This window comes from Listeria monocytogenes, from assembly GCF_013282665.1.
Taxonomy (GTDB): domain Bacteria; phylum Bacillota; class Bacilli; order Lactobacillales; family Listeriaceae; genus Listeria; species Listeria monocytogenes_C.
In genome coordinates, this window is sequence record NZ_CP054041.1 from 1,969,764 (window position 1) to 1,988,464 (window position 18,701).

At 38.3% G+C, this 18,701-nt stretch carries 15 protein-coding genes and 1 pseudogene; 11 read left to right on the plus strand and 5 right to left on the minus strand.

Annotation, left to right across the window (positions count from 1 at the left end; all coding sequences use genetic code 11):
* Positions 1-8: 8 nt before the first annotated feature.
* The 3 genes from HRK21_RS09900 to HRK21_RS09910 all read left to right on the plus strand — a co-directional run bounded on the left by HRK21_RS09900 (position 9) and on the right by HRK21_RS09910 (position 2,204).
* Positions 9-857, plus strand: a complete 849-nt coding sequence (locus HRK21_RS09900; RefSeq protein WP_003738448.1) for a hypothetical protein — start codon at positions 9-11, stop codon at positions 855-857.
* A gap of 110 nt (positions 858-967) precedes the next feature.
* A complete protein-coding gene (locus HRK21_RS09905; RefSeq protein WP_070006768.1) occupies positions 968-1,525 on the plus strand; it encodes a GNAT family N-acetyltransferase in 558 nt (185 codons plus the stop codon).
* Between the two features lie 16 nt (positions 1,526-1,541).
* Positions 1,542-2,204 (plus strand): EGFR-like transmembrane domain-containing protein, encoded by a 663-nt coding sequence (locus HRK21_RS09910; RefSeq protein ID WP_070006769.1) that lies wholly within the window; start codon positions 1,542-1,544, stop codon positions 2,202-2,204.
* Positions 2,205-2,219: 15 nt separating this feature from the next.
* On the opposite strand, the gene HRK21_RS09915 is transcribed toward HRK21_RS09910, so the two are convergent.
* Both HRK21_RS09915 and HRK21_RS14135 read right to left on the minus strand, forming a co-directional pair.
* Positions 2,220-2,609: a MerR family transcriptional regulator gene (locus tag HRK21_RS09915; RefSeq protein WP_070006770.1), complete on the minus strand. Its 390-nt coding sequence runs from the start codon at positions 2,607-2,609 to the stop codon at positions 2,220-2,222.
* Complete coding sequence (locus HRK21_RS14135; protein WP_508613278.1) at positions 2,542-2,760, minus strand: T9SS type A sorting domain-containing protein; 219 nt, start codon at positions 2,758-2,760, stop codon at positions 2,542-2,544. Before HRK21_RS14135 ends, HRK21_RS09915 begins: the two co-directional genes overlap by 68 nt.
* On the opposite strand from HRK21_RS14135, the gene HRK21_RS09920 reads away from it, so the two are divergent.
* From HRK21_RS09920 to nifJ, 5 genes are all read left to right on the plus strand, one after another.
* Entirely contained in the window at positions 2,730-3,554 is an 825-nt protein-coding gene (locus HRK21_RS09920) for an aldo/keto reductase (RefSeq protein ID WP_069888456.1), read from the plus strand. The two genes, HRK21_RS14135 and HRK21_RS09920, sit on opposite strands and share 31 nt — an antisense overlap.
* 78 nt (positions 3,555-3,632) lie before the next feature.
* Positions 3,633-4,601, plus strand: coding sequence for a winged helix DNA-binding domain-containing protein (locus HRK21_RS09925; protein WP_070006771.1), 969 nt, complete (start codon positions 3,633-3,635; stop codon positions 4,599-4,601).
* Between the two features lie 40 nt (positions 4,602-4,641).
* Entirely contained in the window at positions 4,642-5,922 is a 1,281-nt protein-coding gene (locus HRK21_RS09930) for a hydroxymethylglutaryl-CoA reductase, degradative (RefSeq protein ID WP_070006772.1), read from the plus strand.
* A gap of 198 nt (positions 5,923-6,120) precedes the next feature.
* Positions 6,121-7,755, plus strand: a complete 1,635-nt coding sequence (locus tag HRK21_RS09935; RefSeq protein ID WP_069888459.1) for a Na/Pi cotransporter family protein — start codon at positions 6,121-6,123, stop codon at positions 7,753-7,755.
* A 154-nt stretch (positions 7,756-7,909) separates the two neighbouring features.
* Complete coding sequence (gene nifJ / locus HRK21_RS09940) at positions 7,910-11,557, plus strand: pyruvate:ferredoxin (flavodoxin) oxidoreductase (protein ID WP_070006773.1); 3,648 nt, start codon at positions 7,910-7,912, stop codon at positions 11,555-11,557.
* A gap of 249 nt (positions 11,558-11,806) precedes the next feature.
* On the opposite strand, the gene HRK21_RS09945 is transcribed toward nifJ, so the two are convergent.
* Together HRK21_RS09945 and HRK21_RS09950 are read right to left on the minus strand one after the other, a co-directional pair.
* Complete coding sequence (locus tag HRK21_RS09945; protein WP_070006774.1) at positions 11,807-13,768, minus strand: fructose-bisphosphatase class III; 1,962 nt, start codon at positions 13,766-13,768, stop codon at positions 11,807-11,809.
* 113 nt (positions 13,769-13,881) lie between these two features.
* Positions 13,882-14,793, minus strand: a complete 912-nt coding sequence (locus tag HRK21_RS09950; RefSeq protein ID WP_003738458.1) for an AEC family transporter — start codon at positions 14,791-14,793, stop codon at positions 13,882-13,884.
* 695 nt (positions 14,794-15,488) lie between these two features.
* Between HRK21_RS09950 and HRK21_RS09955 the strand changes: the two genes are divergently transcribed.
* Both HRK21_RS09955 and HRK21_RS09960 read left to right on the plus strand, forming a co-directional pair.
* Positions 15,489-15,767, plus strand: a complete 279-nt coding sequence (locus HRK21_RS09955) for a transposase (RefSeq protein WP_003738459.1) — start codon at positions 15,489-15,491, stop codon at positions 15,765-15,767.
* 191 nt (positions 15,768-15,958) lie between these two features.
* Positions 15,959-16,075 (plus strand): annotated as a pseudogene (locus HRK21_RS09960) (Rgg family transcriptional regulator); the annotation flags it as partial.
* A 341-nt stretch (positions 16,076-16,416) separates the two neighbouring features.
* On the opposite strand, the gene psiE reads toward HRK21_RS09960, so the two are convergent.
* Complete coding sequence (psiE, locus tag HRK21_RS09965) at positions 16,417-16,830, minus strand: phosphate-starvation-inducible protein PsiE (RefSeq protein WP_003729465.1); 414 nt, start codon at positions 16,828-16,830, stop codon at positions 16,417-16,419.
* Positions 16,831-16,918: 88 nt separating this feature from the next.
* Here psiE and HRK21_RS09970 point away from each other — a divergent pair, with 88 nt between their 5' ends.
* Entirely contained in the window at positions 16,919-18,640 is a 1,722-nt protein-coding gene (locus HRK21_RS09970; RefSeq protein ID WP_173346383.1) for an ABC transporter ATP-binding protein, read from the plus strand.
* Positions 18,641-18,701 lie beyond the last annotated feature (61 nt).

Consider the following 18,701-nt stretch of genomic DNA (forward strand, 5'->3'; position numbering starts at 1 on the left):
ATAATAAGATGAATGAAACAGAAAAATTGGTAGCTGCGTCACTAGAACGTAACTTTGGTAAAAATATCGGTACACGCTATCCGGGAAATGAGGAAGCGCAAATGCGTGCCGAGGAAGTTATTGAAGAAATTGCTATCGTTATTACACCCTTGGTAGAAAAATTAGGAATCGAAAGTAAGACTGTGAAAAAGACGATTCCATTCTTATATGAACTTCAAAAAAATCAATTTTGCGATATGAGCGCCTATCCGTATCCGCTACTTTTAGTCAATGGGACGAGTGCGGATACAGAAAAATATTGGCGGGATCTACCAACTTACTGGACCGATGACGCGAATAAAATCGTGCTACCGTATGTTTTAGAACATATTAAAAATAATAAAGTACGTCAAAAACTACTAGCTTTTCATGCTTGGCTTTTAGGGGAAGTAGCAGAAGGGAATGGTCTGCTAGGAGCAGATTTTCGTGTGAAATTAGTTTTCGAGTCAGATATGCGTATTCGGTTACGGATTTATGAAGTAGAACAAATTGCTATCGAAGTGCATTTTTTAGACAATCATGACACAGAACAACAACATTTAGGCTATGATGTAAGTTTAGATGCAGATTTCACCGAGAAAGCAAGACTCTTATTACGCCAAGGTATATTGACAGAAAACCTCGGCTTAGAAGCACTAAAAGCATACATGAAATCAGTTTTACCAATAGCGCATAGCTTGAAAAATTTGGAACGATTAACGGAAGAAGAAACGAAAAAACTGACTAAATTATTAACACAAGAAGAACCTAAAATCATGGAAGATACAGATTTAACAAGTAAAGCATTAGACTTCTTACAAAACGCAGCAATGCAATAAGGATAAAATGCTATTTGGAGGAAAGTTATCCTAATAGCATTTTATTTTTGCAAGTGGGGTAGAAAGAATAGTAAAATGAGACAAAGAAATTAGAAATGAGGATGTAAAAATTGATTCGACAAGCGAAAAAATCAGACGCGCCAAAAATTGCGCCCCTTTTACTCGTTATATGGAAAGATATGGAATTACCTATTTTAGAGGTAGAGACGGAAGAGGCGATTACGAATGCGCTAATCGAAGCAATTCAGACAGAAGATTATCGTTATAGTTATAGACATCTGCATGTTTATGAGAAAGAGGGGGATATTGCAGGAGTTCTGGCAGGATACCCTGGGAAACTTGAACCTGAAATCGACCACGCTTGGAACGCAATTGCAAAGAAACACGGCATCAGATATGAAGAACCAATATTTGCTGATAAAGAAACATTTCCTGGCGAATGGTACTTAGATTCGATCGTTACAAACGAAAAATATCGCGGTTATGGCGTTGGGACAGCGCTTCTTGCTAAATTAACAGAAATTGCTGCAATAGATGGCGAAAAAGTAGTAGGATTAAATTGCGACAAAGGAAACCCACATGCTAAACGGCTATATGAGCGCTTAGGGTTTCATGTAACTGGTGAAACCACACTTAGCGGTCACGAATATGAACATATGCAAAAATAAGAAATGAGGCCAACCAATGAAAAAAATCATAGTCACCTTAGTAATGAGTTTGGCGTTAGTTCTTGCTGGATGTGCCGATGTAACAAATACAGTAAAAGTGGATAAAAAAGGGGAAGCGACCATTTCCTTTGATATCGATATTTCTTCTGTAGCAGGGATTTTCGCCTCAAGTTACTCGGATGAAGTAGAAGCTAAACTGCAGGAAGCTGGATTTACAGTAGATAAAAAATCAAATACAAGCTATCATATCGAAAAGAAACTAGATAAAAATGAAACAATGAAAAGCGATATGAAACCTGAAGATTTTGGGGTGAAAATTACCAATACCAAGAGTTTCTTCACACAAAAAATCAAAGTAGATGCTACTATTGACATCGAAAAAATTTGGAAAAAAGAAGTGATAGATGTTCCGTTTCCAAAAGAAATTTTAAGCCAAGTCGATTATACCTTTATTTTAGATTTACCGATTTCCTCAATTGGAGAGAACAACGCTAAAAGCGTCGATGGCGGGAAACTCACTTGGGATGTGCCACTCGACAAAAAATCCGAAATGTATTTTGAAGTTACCGTACCAAACGTAAAAAATATTGCGATTGTTGGTGGGATTTTACTTGTTGTAATCATTGGTCTAGTTATTTATCTTATTAGAAAACATCGGAAAAAGAAAAAACAACTATAAAAAAGTGTGGATCAGTTAGCTAAACTGGTCCACACTTTTATTTACTGCTTGTTCTAACTCTTCGTAGCAAGCTAATTTTTTCTCAATTTTTTTAAATGCTCGGTCTAGCTCTGCTTGCCGGCGGTACATATCAGCTTGATGTTCTTTCAGTACAGCGATGCGCTCGGAGACAGTGCCGTCACCACCTTTAGTTAGTTCAACAATTTCTTTTTGTTTAGCAAGGGGCATTCCGGTGACGCGTAAACAGGTGAGTAATTCAAGCCAGTGCAAAGCCTCGTTATCAAAAATCCGGTTATTATTTTTATCGCGTGCTAGAAAAGGGATTAATCCTTCTCGTTCATAATAGCGAATCGTATGGGCGCTTAAACCCGTGTATTCGGAAGCTTCTTTGATTGTTTGTTGCACTAAAACCACCTCTTTTTTTCTTAATAATAGCACCTTGAAAATCGAAAAGCCAAATGTTTGCCTTTGAGTATACTCTAAGGTGTATAGTAAACGTGTTATTACTTTTAGGAGGCGGATAAATTGAACTTAAAAGATACAGTAAAACTTGCAAATGGTGTAGAAATGCCCCGTTTAGGATTTGGCGTATGGAAAGTGCAAGACGGCGACGAAGCAGTAAATTCTGTTAAATGGGCAATCGAAGCTGGTTACATTAGCATTGATACAGCTGCTGCTTACAAGAATGAAGAAGGTGTCGGTCAAGCGATTAAAGAGTCTGGCATTAAGAGAGAAGACTTATTCGTAACAACGAAACTTTGGAATGCAGAGCAAGGTTATGAATCCACTTTGGCTGCATTTGATGAGAGCTTACGTAAATTAGAACTTGATTATGTAGACTTATATTTAATTCACTGGCCAGTCAAAGGTAAATTTAAAGACACTTGGCGCGCTTTTGAAAAATTATATAAAGATAAACGTGTTCGCGCAATCGGTGTATGTAACTTCCACGAACATCACCTAAAAGAACTAATGGAAGACGCGGAAATTGTTCCAATGGTCAACCAAATTGAATTACATCCACAACTAACACAAGAACCTTTACGCAAATTCTGTGCTGAAAACAACATTGTAGTAGAAGCTTGGTCTCCACTAGGTAATGGGAAATTACTTTCTAACCCAGAAATCAAAGCGATTGCCGATGCACATGGTAAATCAGTTGCACAAGTTATCCTACGTTGGGACTTACAAATCGGTGTCGTGACGATTCCAAAATCCGTTCACCAGGATCGTATTATTCAAAATGCCGATATTTTCGACTTCGAATTAACCGAAGAAGAAGTAGCAAAAATCAACGGTTTAAATAAAGACGAAAGAACTGGCCCAGATCCAGACAACTTTAATTTCTAATAGTGAAAAAATCCCTTCCAGCTTATCGAACTGGAGGGGATTTTTATGCTACAATAAACTAAAAAAAGAGGTTAACAGATGGACGCAAAAACAATAATAGAAAACCGCTTTCAAAGTCAGAAATTAATACAAACTGCGTGGTGTGAATCTCCGGAAAGAATTGTTTTTCATTTTGGAGCAATGCAATCACAAAACTATGGTCAGTCGCTCTGGGCTGTTGGGAGTAGAATGACGACGCCAAGTGAACAGGCTGTAGAGCAAGCGATTAATAATGGTGAAATTATCCGGACATGGCTTTTACGCGGAACGATTCACTTATTTTCAGCCAAAGATTATCACTGGATGATGGAGTTAATTGCGCCTTCCATAGATAAAATATGTAAGCCATACCGAGCGAAATTAGGTCTAACGGAAGAGGTTCTTCATAAGGCTACAGAAGTCGTTTCGGAAATTGTTTCAGAACAAGCCGTTACGAGAAAAGACTTGGCGGCTCATTTAGCAACCAAAGATTTACCGAGTGCAGGGATTCCTTTTGCTCAGCTGTTAGTTTATTTAAGCTCTCGGAAAGTCATTTGTTCAGGTCCGAATGAAACTTTTAGAAATACGATGCATATTCCGGCTGATACGAATCATTTCACTCGAGAAGAAGCGATAAAAGAATTAGCCAAACGATACATCCAGAGCCATGCACCAGCTACTTTGAAAGATTTTTGTTTTTGGTCGGGATTAACTGTGACCGATGCCAAAATAGGATTAGCGGATATGCCTAAAATGGGCGATTATTACATAACAACATTGGCTAGAAATGACGCGGTAACTAGTACAATTCCACTGGCTGGTTTTGATGAATGGATTATCGGCTACCGAGATCGCTCAGCCATTTTACCAGAAAGATGGCACGATGAAATTATGACAAAAAACGGGATTTTCAGACCGGCGATTATCACAGAAGGTCAAGTAGTCGGGAAATGGGAAAAACCAAAGAAGCGTGCTGAATTAGAAGGAGCTTTCTGGGACCGTTACATCCAGTTTCGAAATATGCTATAGTCAAGTAGAGGTATAAATTTTAATTTGAGGTGATAAAGCTATGAATGCTTTTGATAAATTTTATAAAAAAACAGTAGAAGAACGACATGCAATTTTGGCGGAATATGCAGGCCTAAATGAAGAAGAACAAGCATTTTTAGCTTCTACAGGGGCGCTTTCTTTTGATAAAGCGAATCATATGATTGAAAATACCATTGGCATTTATTCGCTGCCGCTCGGATTAGGAATGAACATGCTTTTAAATGATAAACGTTATGTGGTACCCATGGCGATGGAAGAGCCTTCTGTTGTTGCGGCCCAAAGCGCTGGGGCAAAACTTATTGCACAAAATGGCGGGATAACTGGAAGTGCAACAAAACGAAAAATGATTGGTCAGATTGAGTTGATTTCTGTTTCTGATATCCAAGCAGCAAAAGAAAACATCATCGCGAACGAAGAACAACTAATTGCTATCGCTAATCAAGCTCATCCATCGTTACAAAAGCGTGGCGGTGGTGCAGTTGAAATTCAAGTCAGGACAGCACAAACAGCCCATGACGAAGCGTTATTTATTGTTCATTTACTCGTAGATACCCAAGAAGCAATGGGCGCGAATATGGTCAACACCATGGTCGAAGCGCTAGCACCAGAATTAGAAATGTTGACGAACGGCATAGCTAATATGCGTATTTTATCTAATTTAGTAGATGAAGCGACCGCAACTGCTGTTTGTCGGATTAATCCAGAAAGCTTAGCAACCAAAAACCAGAGTGGCGAATGGGTTCGTGATAGAATCATTGCCGCATACGAATTTGCCGATGCAGACATTTACCGAGCAGCAACACATAATAAAGGAATAATGAATGGTATTGATGCGGTAATTATGGCGTTTGGGAACGATTGGCGCGCGGTAGAAGCGGCAAGTCACGCCTACGCAGCTAGAACAGGAAGCTACAAACCGATGTCTAAGTGGTCAAAAGATGCGGAAGGGTACTTGGTTGGGGAATTAACGTTACCAATGCCAGTAGCCTTTGTAGGCGGTTCTATTGGTATCCACCCAATTGCAACACTTTCGAAAAAAATTGCTCGCGTTGAATCAGCGAAGGAATTAGCAATGTTAGTATGTGCCGTTGGATTAACACAAAATTTATCAGCTTTAAAAGCACTCGTAACAGAAGGCATTCAACGCGGTCATATGTCACTACAAGCAAAATCACTAGCCATGACGGCTGGAGCAGAAGCAGATGAAATCGAAAAAGTAGCCACATTTTTACAAGAAAGCAAACAATTAAATGTAGTTGCTGCAAAAGAATTTATTACCAAATTACGCAGTGGAAATTAAAATAAATTATTAAGCCTACCTTTACAAAAACTTAACAATACATTCGGAACGTGATAAAGCCTTTAGTATCAACAACTTTCAGAGATTTACTTGGACTTCACTTTACAAAATAAAAAAAAGTTATTTACGTTGCTTTTACTTTCTTTTATGATGAAAAAAGAGTGAAATTACAAGATTACAAACAAAAAGGAGATATTCATGGGAGACATAAATATTCAGCAGATGATTTTTCAATTTATCGGAGGACTTGGAATTTTCCTTTTCGGTATAAAATACATGGGAGACGGACTGCAAATGGCAGCCGGCGATAGACTCCGTGATATTTTAGATAAGTACACAACGAATCCTTTTATGGGTGTACTTGCCGGGATTTTAGTTACTGTATTAATTCAAAGTAGCTCAGGTACAACTGTTTTGACGGTCGGACTAGTAAGTGCCGGATTTATGACGTTAAAACAAGCAATTGGTGTTATCATGGGGGCGAACATCGGAACAACCGTTACCGCCTTTATTATTGGGATTAAGCTATCCGAATACTCTTTACCAATAATTGCTGTTGGTGCAGTACTTTTATTCTTCTTTAAAAATCATAAAGTGAAAAATATTGGCCAAGTATTCTTTGGTTTTGGTGCCTTATTTTATGGACTAGATTTGATGGGGCAAGGGATGAAACCTCTTGCTGGAATGGAATCTTTCCATGAATTAACTGCTCAAATGAGTACGAATCCATTTTTAGGTTTGCTAATCGGAACGATCTTCACGGCAGTTGTGCAGTCATCGAGTGCGACTATCGGGATTTTACAAGAATTATATGGGCAAGGTGCGATTGATCTTCAAGCGGCCTTACCGGTTCTATTCGGTGACAATATCGGAACAACCATCACAGCTGTTCTTGCAGCGATTGGTGCGAGTGTAGCCGCGAAACGTGCAGCAGCGACACATGTTATCTTTAACTTAATCGGTGCCGTCATTTTCATGCTGATACTTCCGTTATTTACCGCACTGGTTTCCTACTTACAAGGACTGTTTGGACTAAATCCAGAAATGACGATTGCCGTCGCGCACGGGACATTTAATATTACGAATACCTTTATTCAATTCTGGTTTATCGGTGCATTTGCATGGCTTGTTACGAAGCTTATTCCAGGTGACGACTCGCGAATTGATTATAAAACCAAACATTTGGATACGAATTTAATTGACCAATCTCCTGGTATCGCTCTTGAAATGGCACGTGAAGAAACACTACGTATGGCGGATTACGCGAAATTTGGGTTGCAAGAAGCGAGACAATATCTTGTGAACCGGGAATCGAAGCATGCGGAATCGACCATTCAAGTGGAAGAAGCTGTAAATAATTTAGACCGAAAAATCACCGAGTATTTAACGAAAATTTCTTCCGTGGCCTTGACGAACAACGAGACAGAAGAGCACGCATTAATGCTTGATACCGTTCGTGATATTGAACGCGTTGGTGATCACATGGAGAATATCGTAGAAAATATCGATCAACTAATTAAAAATAAAGCGAAAATGTCTGAAGAAGCTTCCGAGCAACTTATCGAAATGTTTGAGATGACAACCGCGAATTTTGAACGTGCAGTGAAAGCGATGCACAAAAAAGATCGCACACTTGCAGAAGAAACTATTTTAGTAGAAAAAGATATTGATAAAGCAGAGCGCCGATTACGCAAAAATCATATTCGCCGCTTAAACGAAGGCAAATGCCAAGTCGTTAGCGGAATTCTATACATTGATATCGTCAGTGATTTAGAACGAATTGGTGACCACGCGAATAACATTGCTGAATCTGTTTTAGAATTAAACGAATAATTATAAAAGAAACTAGCTTAATTTTACAGCTAGTTTCTTTTTTTTGTTAAAAATCTACACTTTTACTAGTCCTTGTGAAGCATTGAGTATAAACGAATAGTGGTGTAAAATAAGAATGATTATAAAACTAGAATGACTGGAAGTGTTGAGTCTTATGCGAAATAGAAAAACGATGGATGGAAACACGGCCGCAGCTTATATTTCTTATGCTTTTACTGAAGTTGCAGCAATCTATCCGATTACCCCTTCCTCCACCATGGCTGAACTCGTGGATGAATGGTCAGCAAAGAACAAGAAAAATTTATTCCATGAACCCGTAAAAGTAGTAGAAATGCAATCAGAAGCAGGAGCGGCAGGAACTGTTCACGGATCACTTCAAGCTGGCGCACTAACAAGCACATACACAGCGAGCCAAGGGTTACTTTTAATGATTCCTAATATGTACAAAATTGCCGGTGAACTATTGCCAACTGTTTTCCATGTTTCCGCAAGGACGATTTCGGCAGCCTCGCTAAATATTTTTGGCGACCATAGTGATGTGATGGCAGCGCGTCAAACAGGCTTTGCGATGTTAGCAGAAGGTTCCGTTCAAGAAGTAATGGACTTATCTGCGGTTGCTCATCTGGCTTCACTAAAAGGAAGTTTGCCATTTTTAAATTTCTTTGACGGCTTCCGGACAAGTCATGAATTACAAAAAGTCGAAGTACTCGAATATGACGAATTAGAAAATTTGCTCGACAAAGAAGCATTACAACAATTCCGAAATCGGGCGATGACACCAAATAATCCTAAAACATTAGGTTCGAATCAAAATCCAGATATCTTTTTCCAACAAAGAGAAACAGTGAACGGCTATTACGAGGATATCCCTAGCATTGTTCAAAATTATATGCAAGAAATCAATCAGCTTCGTGGCACGGATTATGACTTAGTAAATTATTACGGGGCAGAAGACGCAACAGATGTCATTGTAGCGATGGGCTCTGTAACACCGGTTATTGAGCAAGTTATTGACTACTTAACAACGCAAGGCAAGAAAGTAGGATTAATCAATATCCGTTTATATCGTCCTTTCCCAGCAGAAAACTTTTTAGCAAAACTACCGAAAACAGTAGAACGCGTCGCTGTTTTAGACCGGACGAAAGAGCCAGGATCAGGGGGCGAACCACTTTTACTTGATGTGCAAAGTGTGCTTTATGATTGTGAGACTCGTCCTCTAGTGATTGGCGGTAGATATGGCTTAGGTTCAAAAGATGTTACACCAGACCAGATTCTTGGTGTTTATTCGCACCTAACGACAGAAAAACCAAAACCACGCTTTACGATTGGAATTACGGATGATATTACCAACCTTTCTATTGAAAATACAGGACCAAGCGATTTAACTTCAGAAAAAACGTTCCAATGTAAATTCTGGGGATTTGGCTCAGATGGGACAGTTGGGGCGAATAAAGCCGCAATCAAAATTATTGGCGATAACACCGATTTATATGCTCAAGGTTACTTTTCCTATGATTCGAAAAAATCGGGCGGGCTAACCGTTTCGCATTTGCGCTTTGGTGAAAAACGAATTCGCTCAGCCTATCTAATCCAACAAGCAGATTTCGTTTCCTGTTCCACCTCGGCCTATTTACGTTCGTATGATTTATTAAAAGGTCTAAAACCAGGCGGAACCTTCTTACTCAATACTATTTGGGAAGGCGCGCAATTAGAACGCCATTTACCAGCTGCAATGCGCGAATATATTGCGAAAAATAATATTCAGTTTTATACGTTAAATGCGATGAGAATTGCGGGAGAAGCAGGACTTGGTAGAAGAATTAATACGATTATGCAAACAGCTTTTTTCCAAGTGACCGATATTTTACCGTTCGAAAAAGCACTTGCTGATTTAAAAGAGTCGGCTATCGCTACTTACGGAAAAAAAGATATGGCAGTTGCGGAGAAAAATATTCTCGCGATGGACCAAACTGTTGCTAATTTGCATAAAGTAGAAGTTCCTGCAAGCTGGGCAAGTCCAGTTGTAACAGCAGAAACAAAAGCAATGACTGAAAAACCAGCTTACGTACAAAATATCCTTGAGCCAGTGAATCGCTTAGAAGGCGACAACTTGACTGTTGGTGATTTAATTTCTAATGGTATGACAAGTGGTGCGTATCCTCCGGGAACTGCTGCTTATGAAAAACGCGGAATTGCGCTCGAAGTCCCGGAATGGATTTCTGAAAACTGTACGATGTGTAATGAATGTGCCTTTGTTTGTCCGCATGCTGCCATTCGTCCAATTTTAACAGATGAAGAAGAAATGGAATCTGCTCCAGAAGGCTTTATGACACGTGAAATGCGCGGCAAAGATGGCCTTCGTTACCGTATCCAAGTTTCTCCGATGGACTGCACTGGTTGTAACTTATGTGCGGAAACGTGTCCGGCGAAAGACAAAGCACTCGTAATGAAACCATTTGAAGAAGTGGCAGCTAAAGAAAATCCGAATTGGTCGTTTGCGATTAATGTGAAACCGAAGAAAAATCCTGGGAAGAAAAATACTGTACCGGGAAGCCAATTTGAACAACCGTTACTAGAGTTCTCTGGAGCTTGTGCAGGTTGCGGTGAAACTCCTTATGTTAAGTTATTAACGCAAATGTTCGGCGATCGGATGATGATTGCTAATGCCACTGGTTGTTCCTCGATTTGGGGCGCATCTGCACCGGCAACGCCTTATACTGTTAATGATAAAGGGCACGGACCAGCATGGGGCAATTCCCTTTTAGAAGATAACGCAGAATACGGTTATGGTATGTATTTAGCAAACCAAACCATGCGAAAAGCTTTAAACAATAAAGTGACAAAAGCGCTCAGGGACGAAGCCATGTCAGAAACGTTACGCGAGGCGCTTGTTAACTGGCAAACGCAAATGGATGTTTCAGAAGATACACGAGAACGAGCAGAAGCATTACAACTTGCGCTTCTTAGTGAGATGGAAGGAAAACCTGTGCTTGAATCCATTTATAATGACCGAGAATTATTTATTAAACGATCGCAGTGGATGCTTGGAGGCGACGGCTGGGCTTATGATATTGGCTTCGGCGGAATTGATCATGTTTTAGCATCAGGCGAAGATGTGAATATTTTCGTAATGGATAATGAAGTATATTCCAATACAGGCGGACAATCGTCGAAAGCTACACCAACTGCTGCGATTGCCAAATTTGCTTCAGGTGGGAAATCTGTCGGCAAAAAAGATCTTGGCATTATGGCGATGAGTTACGGAAATATCTATGTGGCGCAAATTGCGATGGGGGCGAACAAACGTCAAACCTTAAAAGCCATTGAAGAAGCAGAGGCATATCCAGGTCCATCACTAATTATTGCTTATACGCCTTGTATTAATCACGGTATTTCAAGTGGTATGAAAACAATGCTAAGTGAAACGCAAAAAGCAGTGGAATGCGGCTACTGGAGTTTGTATCGTTATAATCCAGCACTAGAAGAAAAAGGGAAAAACCCAATGACAATGGATTATAAAAAAGTCGATTTCGATCAATTCGAAGACTTCCTAAAACGCGAAACACGATACTCAGCGCTCTATAAAGCAAATCCGGAAGTTGCTACAAAACTATCCGAAAAAACCCGTTTAGATGCAGAAAAACGCTTTAAACGCTATGCGACGATGGCTGGGCTTGATTTAGAGAAAATTTTAAAGAAAAAAGAAGTAGCGGAAGAAGTGAAAGCACCTGTGGATGATGAGCGGGCAGCTAGAAAAGCTGCGCGTGAGGCTAGAAAATTAGCCCGGGAGCAAGGGAAATAAAAAAAGAAGGTCCAGCATTAGCTGGACCTTCTTTTTTGCTTTTGATCTGTGGGAATCAGAAGCAATGTGGGAATGAATAGATATTCTCTTATGAAAGTTATAAAGAAATAACTACTATTTAAATATAACTTTTTTTCTTAGAAGATGCACGAGGAAAATTAAGCGAGATATATTCAATTAAGTGCTAGTGGTTGCAGCCCAAGCCATTTGCCACTTGTGAAAGTTTTATGACAATAATAAACCTATTAGTTAACGATTTTCATGTAGCAAACCATTACGGTAAGCATCTAGCAACATTTTTAAATCTTCTGCTTGCTCACTTAGTTTCGTGCCAATATCGGTATCTCTTACGCGTTTACGGTTAATTTCCATTTCGATAACTTGGCGGGTAGAGAGAATGTCTGTTTCATTTTTAATCGCGTCTTCTTTCGTGGTAAAGGGTTGATGACTGACTAATTGTAAGCCGTAACTGTTGAAAAGTAATGTATATCCAGCCAAACTTGTTTCTTTGTGATAAGCTTTGGCAAATCCGCCATCAATCACGAGCATTTTGCCACTTGCTTTAATAGGACTTTCCCCTTTGCCTTCTTTGACGGGAGTATGGCCGTTAATAATATGCCCACACTCCCCATCAAGACCGAATTCTTCCAAGATTTGTTTACAAATCACTTCATCATTGCGTAATTTGTAATAAGGATTTTTTTCCTCTATATGTGTTTCTTTTTCAGCAACAAAATAACGTTCAAACGTAGTCATCTCACTTTTCCCAAATAGGGAAGAAATGGCACCAGTCCATAAATACCAAACGATATCACACGCATATTTCTTTTCTTTTGTTCCTGGTGGGCGGACGTATGCTTCCCGAGTGAGTATTTCAAATTGCTCTAAAAGTGCGCGACCGGCATATTTCTTCCCGCGCAATTTCATTTCCATAAAAGTCCCATTTTCATGAAGCGGAATGCAGCCGTGATACAACAAATTACCGTTATAAGTTAAAAACATGCTCCCTTTTGAATATAAAAATTGCACATGTTTTTGTAAGCGACGACAATTTTTAAAAGAGGCAGTAATTTTTTCGATAAGATCTTTCTCTGCATCGGTAAGGGTATACGGGTCTTCTGGGTCAATCGTTGGGAAGTTTGTGTCTAGAAGCTGGTATTCTTTTCCTTTTAGATGAATGATACCTTTTTTGTAATCGATAAATTGAAGTAATAGCCGGTGCTCCATATTAAATTCTTTACGCCGATTAATAATTTCACCTTCTAGTTTAAACTGTATAATCGAGATGGCTTTGTGCATTCTAGCTATTTGAGTGATTTCCGCGTTACTGTAGTCCATATTATCTTCATTTTTTGGTTGGAAATATTTACAAGGGTCGTCTTTATACACTTCATCCGCAAACAGTGCGAGAGGGCGAAGGGAGATGCCGTAACTATCTTCTAAAATATCTAAATTTAAATAACGGGCAGAAATCCGAATAACATTGGCTGCACAAACTCTGGAACCACATGCTGCGCCCATCCATAAAATATCATGATTGCCCCACTGGAAATCGAGTGAATGATAATTCATCAAAGTATCCATGATTTTATCCGGATAAGGACCGCGATCGTAAACATCACCAACAATATGCAGATGATCTACAACCAATTGTTGAATAAGACGCGAGAGAGCACTAATAAATTCTTCTGCACGACCAAGTGAAATAATATGTTGTAAAATTTCTTCATAGTAAAGTTTTTTGTCATCTTCATTGTAGTTTTCATGAAGCAACTCTTCTAATATGTAGGCAAAATCTTCTGGCATGGCTTTTCTAACTTTGGACCGCGTATATTTAGAAGCGACATACTGACATAGTTCAATTAAGCGAAAGAGCGTAGTGCGGTACCAAGCATGCAAATCTTCCGTCTCACTAGCAATCAAATCCATCTTTTCTTCCGGATAATAAATCAGCGTACTTAGTGAATTAATCTCCGCATCATCTAATTCTGCTCCAAAAATATCACGAATTTTTCGTTTTACAACACCAGAACCGTTACGAAGCACTTGTTCAAAAGCACTATATTCCCCGTGAACATCACTTAAAAAATGTTCAGTTCCTTTTGGAAGATTCATAATTGCTTCTAGGTTAATGATTTCCGTAGCTGTTTTAGCGATAGTGGGATATTCTTTTGCTAATAAATGTAAATATTTCATATCTAAAGTATTCATCACTCGACGGCCTCCTTTTTAATTGGTATAGCTATTATATTTCTTAAATGTTAGTAAGACAAACGTTTTGTTTTATAATTGGTCTATACAAAAAAGGCGAGCTAGAGCCCGCCTTAGAAAACTGGATGAAGAAAATAGAGTACAATTGGCAACGTAATAATACTTAAAACAGTACTAATAAACGTAGCACTGGAAACTAAATCTGGTTTCGTATCAAATTGTACAGCCATTAATGTTGTATTGGCTGCAGTTGGCATCGCTGCGAGTAAAATCATGATTTGTTTTGTCATTTCATCCACCGGAAGAATCAACGTTAAACCAAAAGCGATAATTGGCGCAATGAGTAACTTGAGCACTAGGGCAATACCAACTTTCGTAAGTTCAATTCTTCTAAACGAAATCACGGCTAATTGCATTCCAAGTACAATCATAATCGTTGGAATAGCCGCATCCCCAACCAGTTTTACACAAGTCATTAAGGCAGAAGGGAGCGAGACATGTAGCAATTGTAGTGCGAGTCCAAGTAATGCCCCGTAAGCAATCGGCATTCGAACGACCCGCTTCATAACGGTTTTCATTCCGTTCGCATCCTTACTTCCTTTTGCAGCGAAATAAATGCCAATTGTACTCATAGCTAGTTGTTGCAGTACCATTAAAACAACTGCGATATCAAGTCCCACAGCCCCAAAAACAAGCAATACAACAGGGGTTCCATAATTCCCATTATTCATAAACGCACTAGCCAAAATGAGCGCGCAACGATCTTGCAAGTTGTAACCAAGCAGAAAACTAATCAGACTGACAAGCAAAATTAAACTCAAACAAAGCGCAAAAATATAAATCGCCAAATAAACATAATCCATCGTAAGCGGATTGGTATAAAAAGTATTAAATGCAAGAAACGGCGACATTAAGTAAAGCGTGAGTTTAGACAAATTAGGAATATCAAATTTTAATGTCTTTTGCCCAATAAATCCAATAGCGAAAATTCCAAACACTGGCAGTAAAATAAGTAGAAATTCCATAGCAGTCCTCTTTTCTATGTATATTGTAGCTTATTGTACCATAAATGAAAAAAAGCTAATCAATAAAACACTTTTATAAGAAAAAAGCTAAGCGAACGCTATATATTAACCAAATGGAAGTAAAAATTACTTAAAATAGACCAGTGGAGAGAAATATTGCTATGATTTATTGATTTATTAAGAAAAATGTATTTTTCAATCGATGAAGACGCTTTATTTACAAGCTTTTTTGCTAATATAATGCATCTAATTGAGAAAGGAACTTGACTATGAAGATGGCATTTTTGCTAGAGAATAATGCTTGTTTTGCTAAAAAAGTGCTAATATAATAGTGAAATAATGGAGAAGTCTTGCTGATTTCACTGAACAGACATCAAAACGTCATTTTTTAGCCATAAAAACAATCAAAAAGGTCTTTTTTTAGTATAAAAAAGGAGAAGAATTCTATTATAATGGTTATGTTGAACTTGAAATATTTCTATATCTAAAAAGTTTTTAGGTATCAGTTATCTTTACTGAAAATCAAAGGAGACAATACAGTGAATTAGCAGAGAGAAGCGAAACAAGGGGAAGTTTTTACTTTTCTCACTCACTAAAAAAGTATGAAGTCATTTCGTTGAAAATAGAACAACTTAATTAAACAGTTATCTGGGAAACTTACTTTATATGAAATACGCACAAGAGAGGAACTGTTCATGCCTACTAAAAAATATACCGAAAAATTTAAAATTAGCCTTGTTTACTTACACTATAAAGGAACACCTAAACAAACATTATGCAATGATTTCGGTGTATCTATTGCATCGCTTTCTAGATGGATTAAAGGATACGATCCAACGAGCGTAGACTTAAACGAAGCCGCTAATATTTTACAAATGTACGAACTAAAAAAACAAAAAGCAAAATTAGAAGCCGAAGTTTTAGCACTTTCAAAAGCAATTAAACTTTTTAATTCTGATTTAAATCCAGTTTAAAAACAAAGACTACTCAAATAAAGTGAATGAGTAGTCTTTTTTCGTTTCCAATGTGATGTTTTTGTAAGTTTTATTTTAAAAGTAAAAGCATTCAACTACTAAAGTAACTATACCAGAATAGCAATAATCGCTTCTTCCAAAAGTAGTAGCTTATATTTTCTGAAATTGGATTTTCGTGAAGGAGAACGAACATAGTTGCTTATGGAGAATTAATTCGAGAAGTACGACTTTCAAAAGGTTTAATCCAAAAAGAAGTCTATATCAGAATTATTTCGAAGTTCTATGCGATAGTTTTTTACCAGAAAAAGCTGCCTGAACAATCTCTGGGCGCAGAAAATCCGTTAGATCCAATTATTCCTATAACATCTCAAGTAGAAACTCCTACGGCAGAAATTGCAAAAAACTCGTTTTGTCAAAAGAACAAATCACACCACCAACAGCGAAAAAAACGAAAGTAGCGCTAAAAAACAAATATCTAAAGCAATATTGCCTAAAACTGACGATAGCTCGGTAGACTTATAGGTACATGCCTAGATATTATAGCCATTTCTTGTGGAATTTATTTAATCGTACAACAAGCTCGAAAGCGGCGTCGTAAGGAATAAGCAATAAAAGAGCAATCCGAAAGAAAACAAACCGGATTGCTCTTTTAGCCCTCTCGCTTGAGCAACTTTGTATTAGCTAAAAATAATGCAGCGACTAGGAGCAAAATCGCGCCTGAAAGTATCAGCGTGGAAGTTGCGCTAGAATGATCGACAATAATAAATCGAATAATCGCTGTGATGCCAATATAAATAAAGTAGCGCAGCGGGAAATGAAAATGAGATTCGAAATATTTTACAATAAGCGCAATAAATTCAAAGTAAAGGAAAAACGTTAAAATATCTTGTGTCATATAATAGTAAGAAACATCTGTATCTAAGAAGAAAATATTATTGAAAATCGTAAATGCCTCTCTAATTAAAAAAGCAACAAGGGTAAAACCGACCATAATAAGTGCCAGATTTAGGGTGATTCGTAGCAGGATGGGAACAATAGAAGAAATTTTTTCTAATCGTTTCATCAGTTGCCTCCTTTCCAAAAACAATATCGCTTTTTTAGTCATTTTACACTATAATGGGAACCATGACTATTTTTAAGGGGGGATTGTTATTCTAAAACGATTTTTTAGTTATTATAAACCGTATCGAACACTTTTTATCATTGATTTTGGTTGTGCCGTTTTAGCTGCTATTTTGGAGTTGGCCTTTCCTGTCGCGGTTAACCACGTGATTGATACATTACTTCCAGGAAAAGATTTTGGGTTGATTATTACTGCGGCACTCGCCTTATTATTCTTTTACATACTTAATACATTTATGCAGTACATTGTCACTTATTTTGGCCATATGCTTGGTCTTAACATAGAAACAGATATGCGGAGAGATTTATTCAGTCATTTGCAAAAACAACCATTTGGCTTTTACGATAATCAGAAAACCGGGAAATTGATGTCGCGAATGACGACTGATTTATTTGAAATTGGTGAAGTGGCGCATCACGGTCCCGAAGATATTTTTATTTCGATTATGTCCCTTTTTGGTGCCTTTTTCTTAATGTTAAATATCAATGTGAAATTAGCGATTTCGACCTTTATTCTAGTGCCGATTTTGACTGTTTTAATTGTTTACTTCAACAAACGAATGACCAAAGTAACAACCGGGATTTTTAAAGATTTAGGAAATTTTAATGCCGGCGTGGAAAATGCCATTAGCGGGGTGCGGGTTGTGCAAGCATTCGCCAACGAGCCACATGAAAAAGGGCGTTTTAGCGTGCTCAATCAAGCGTACCGTCAGTCAAAACTAATGTTCTACAAAGTGATGGGCTTGAGTTTTTCGTTTAACTATTTTCTAATGCGATTGATTAGTTTATTTGCTCTTTTATTCGGAGCTTATTTTACGATTAATGGCGAAATATCTTATGGGGAGTTTGTCGGATTTATTTTGCTAACGAACGTGTTCATCCGACCAATCGAGAAAATCAACAACGTAATCGAAAGCTATCCAAAGGGCTTTGCAGGATTTAAGCGATTCCTAGAAGTAATGGATACAGAACCAGCAATCCAAGACGAAAAAGGTGCGAAACCGGCCGAAGCGTTCCGCGGTGACATTGCATACAACCAAGTATCTTTTGAATATAGTGATGGGAAAAAGGTTCTAAATCATATAAATCTTTCTATTAAAGCTGGAGAGACTGTTGCATTTGTTGGGCCAAGTGGGGCTGGGAAAACAACGATTTGTAATTTATTGCCACGTTTTTACGATGTATCAGCTGGTGAGATTACGATTGACGGTGAGAATATTAAACGATTTACTTTACCATCCTTACGAGCACAAATCGGTGTCGTGCAACAAGATGTCTTTCTGTTTTCCGGTACAGTTCGTGAAAATATCGCGTACGGAAAATTAGATGCTAGCGATGAAGAAATAGAGCATGTCGTGAAACTCGCGCATCTTTCCAAAGTAGTAGAAGAAATGCCAGATGGACTTGACACAATCATTGGTGAGCGGGGCGTCAAACTTTCTGGGGGACAAAAACAACGGTTAGCTATTGCGCGAATGTTTTTGAAGAATCCGCCGATTTTAATTTTAGATGAAGCGACGTCAGCACTGGATACCGAAACCGAGCAAGTGATTCAAGCTTCATTAGAAGAACTAGCAGAAGGGCGTACGACATTAATTATCGCGCACCGACTTGCGACCATTAAGCATGCTGACCGAATTATCGTTGTAAATGAAACGGGCATCGCAGAAACGGGAACTCATGATGAACTTTTAGCGCAAGATAATGGCGCCTATAAGCGATTATATGATGCCCAGTTTAATACAATTTAATGAATAAAAACTTTCGGGTTTTAGGAAATATTTACTAAAAGGAAAGCAGGAATTATTTGGG

Excerpts from the sequence above, each read along its gene's own strand:
- HRK21_RS09900 (WP_003738448.1), top strand. The coding sequence starts at position 9 with ATGAATGAAACAGAAAAATTGGTAGCTGCGTCACTAGAACGTAACTTT.
- HRK21_RS09910 (WP_070006769.1), top strand. The coding sequence starts at position 1,542 with ATGAAAAAAATCATAGTCACCTTAGTAATGAGTTTGGCGTTAGTTCTT.
- HRK21_RS09925 (WP_070006771.1), top strand. The coding sequence starts at position 3,633 with ATGGACGCAAAAACAATAATAGAAAACCGCTTTCAAAGTCAGAAATTA.
- HRK21_RS09930 (WP_070006772.1), top strand. The coding sequence starts at position 4,642 with ATGAATGCTTTTGATAAATTTTATAAAAAAACAGTAGAAGAACGACAT.
- HRK21_RS09935 (WP_069888459.1), top strand. The coding sequence starts at position 6,121 with ATGGGAGACATAAATATTCAGCAGATGATTTTTCAATTTATCGGAGGA.
- nifJ (WP_070006773.1), top strand. The coding sequence starts at position 7,910 with ATGCGAAATAGAAAAACGATGGATGGAAACACGGCCGCAGCTTATATT.
- HRK21_RS09945 (WP_070006774.1), bottom strand. The coding sequence starts at position 13,768 with ATGAATACTTTAGATATGAAATATTTACATTTATTAGCAAAAGAATAT.
- HRK21_RS09950 (WP_003738458.1), bottom strand. The coding sequence starts at position 14,793 with ATGGAATTTCTACTTATTTTACTGCCAGTGTTTGGAATTTTCGCTATT.
- HRK21_RS09955 (WP_003738459.1), top strand. The coding sequence starts at position 15,489 with ATGCCTACTAAAAAATATACCGAAAAATTTAAAATTAGCCTTGTTTAC.
- psiE (WP_003729465.1), bottom strand. The coding sequence starts at position 16,830 with ATGAAACGATTAGAAAAAATTTCTTCTATTGTTCCCATCCTGCTACGA.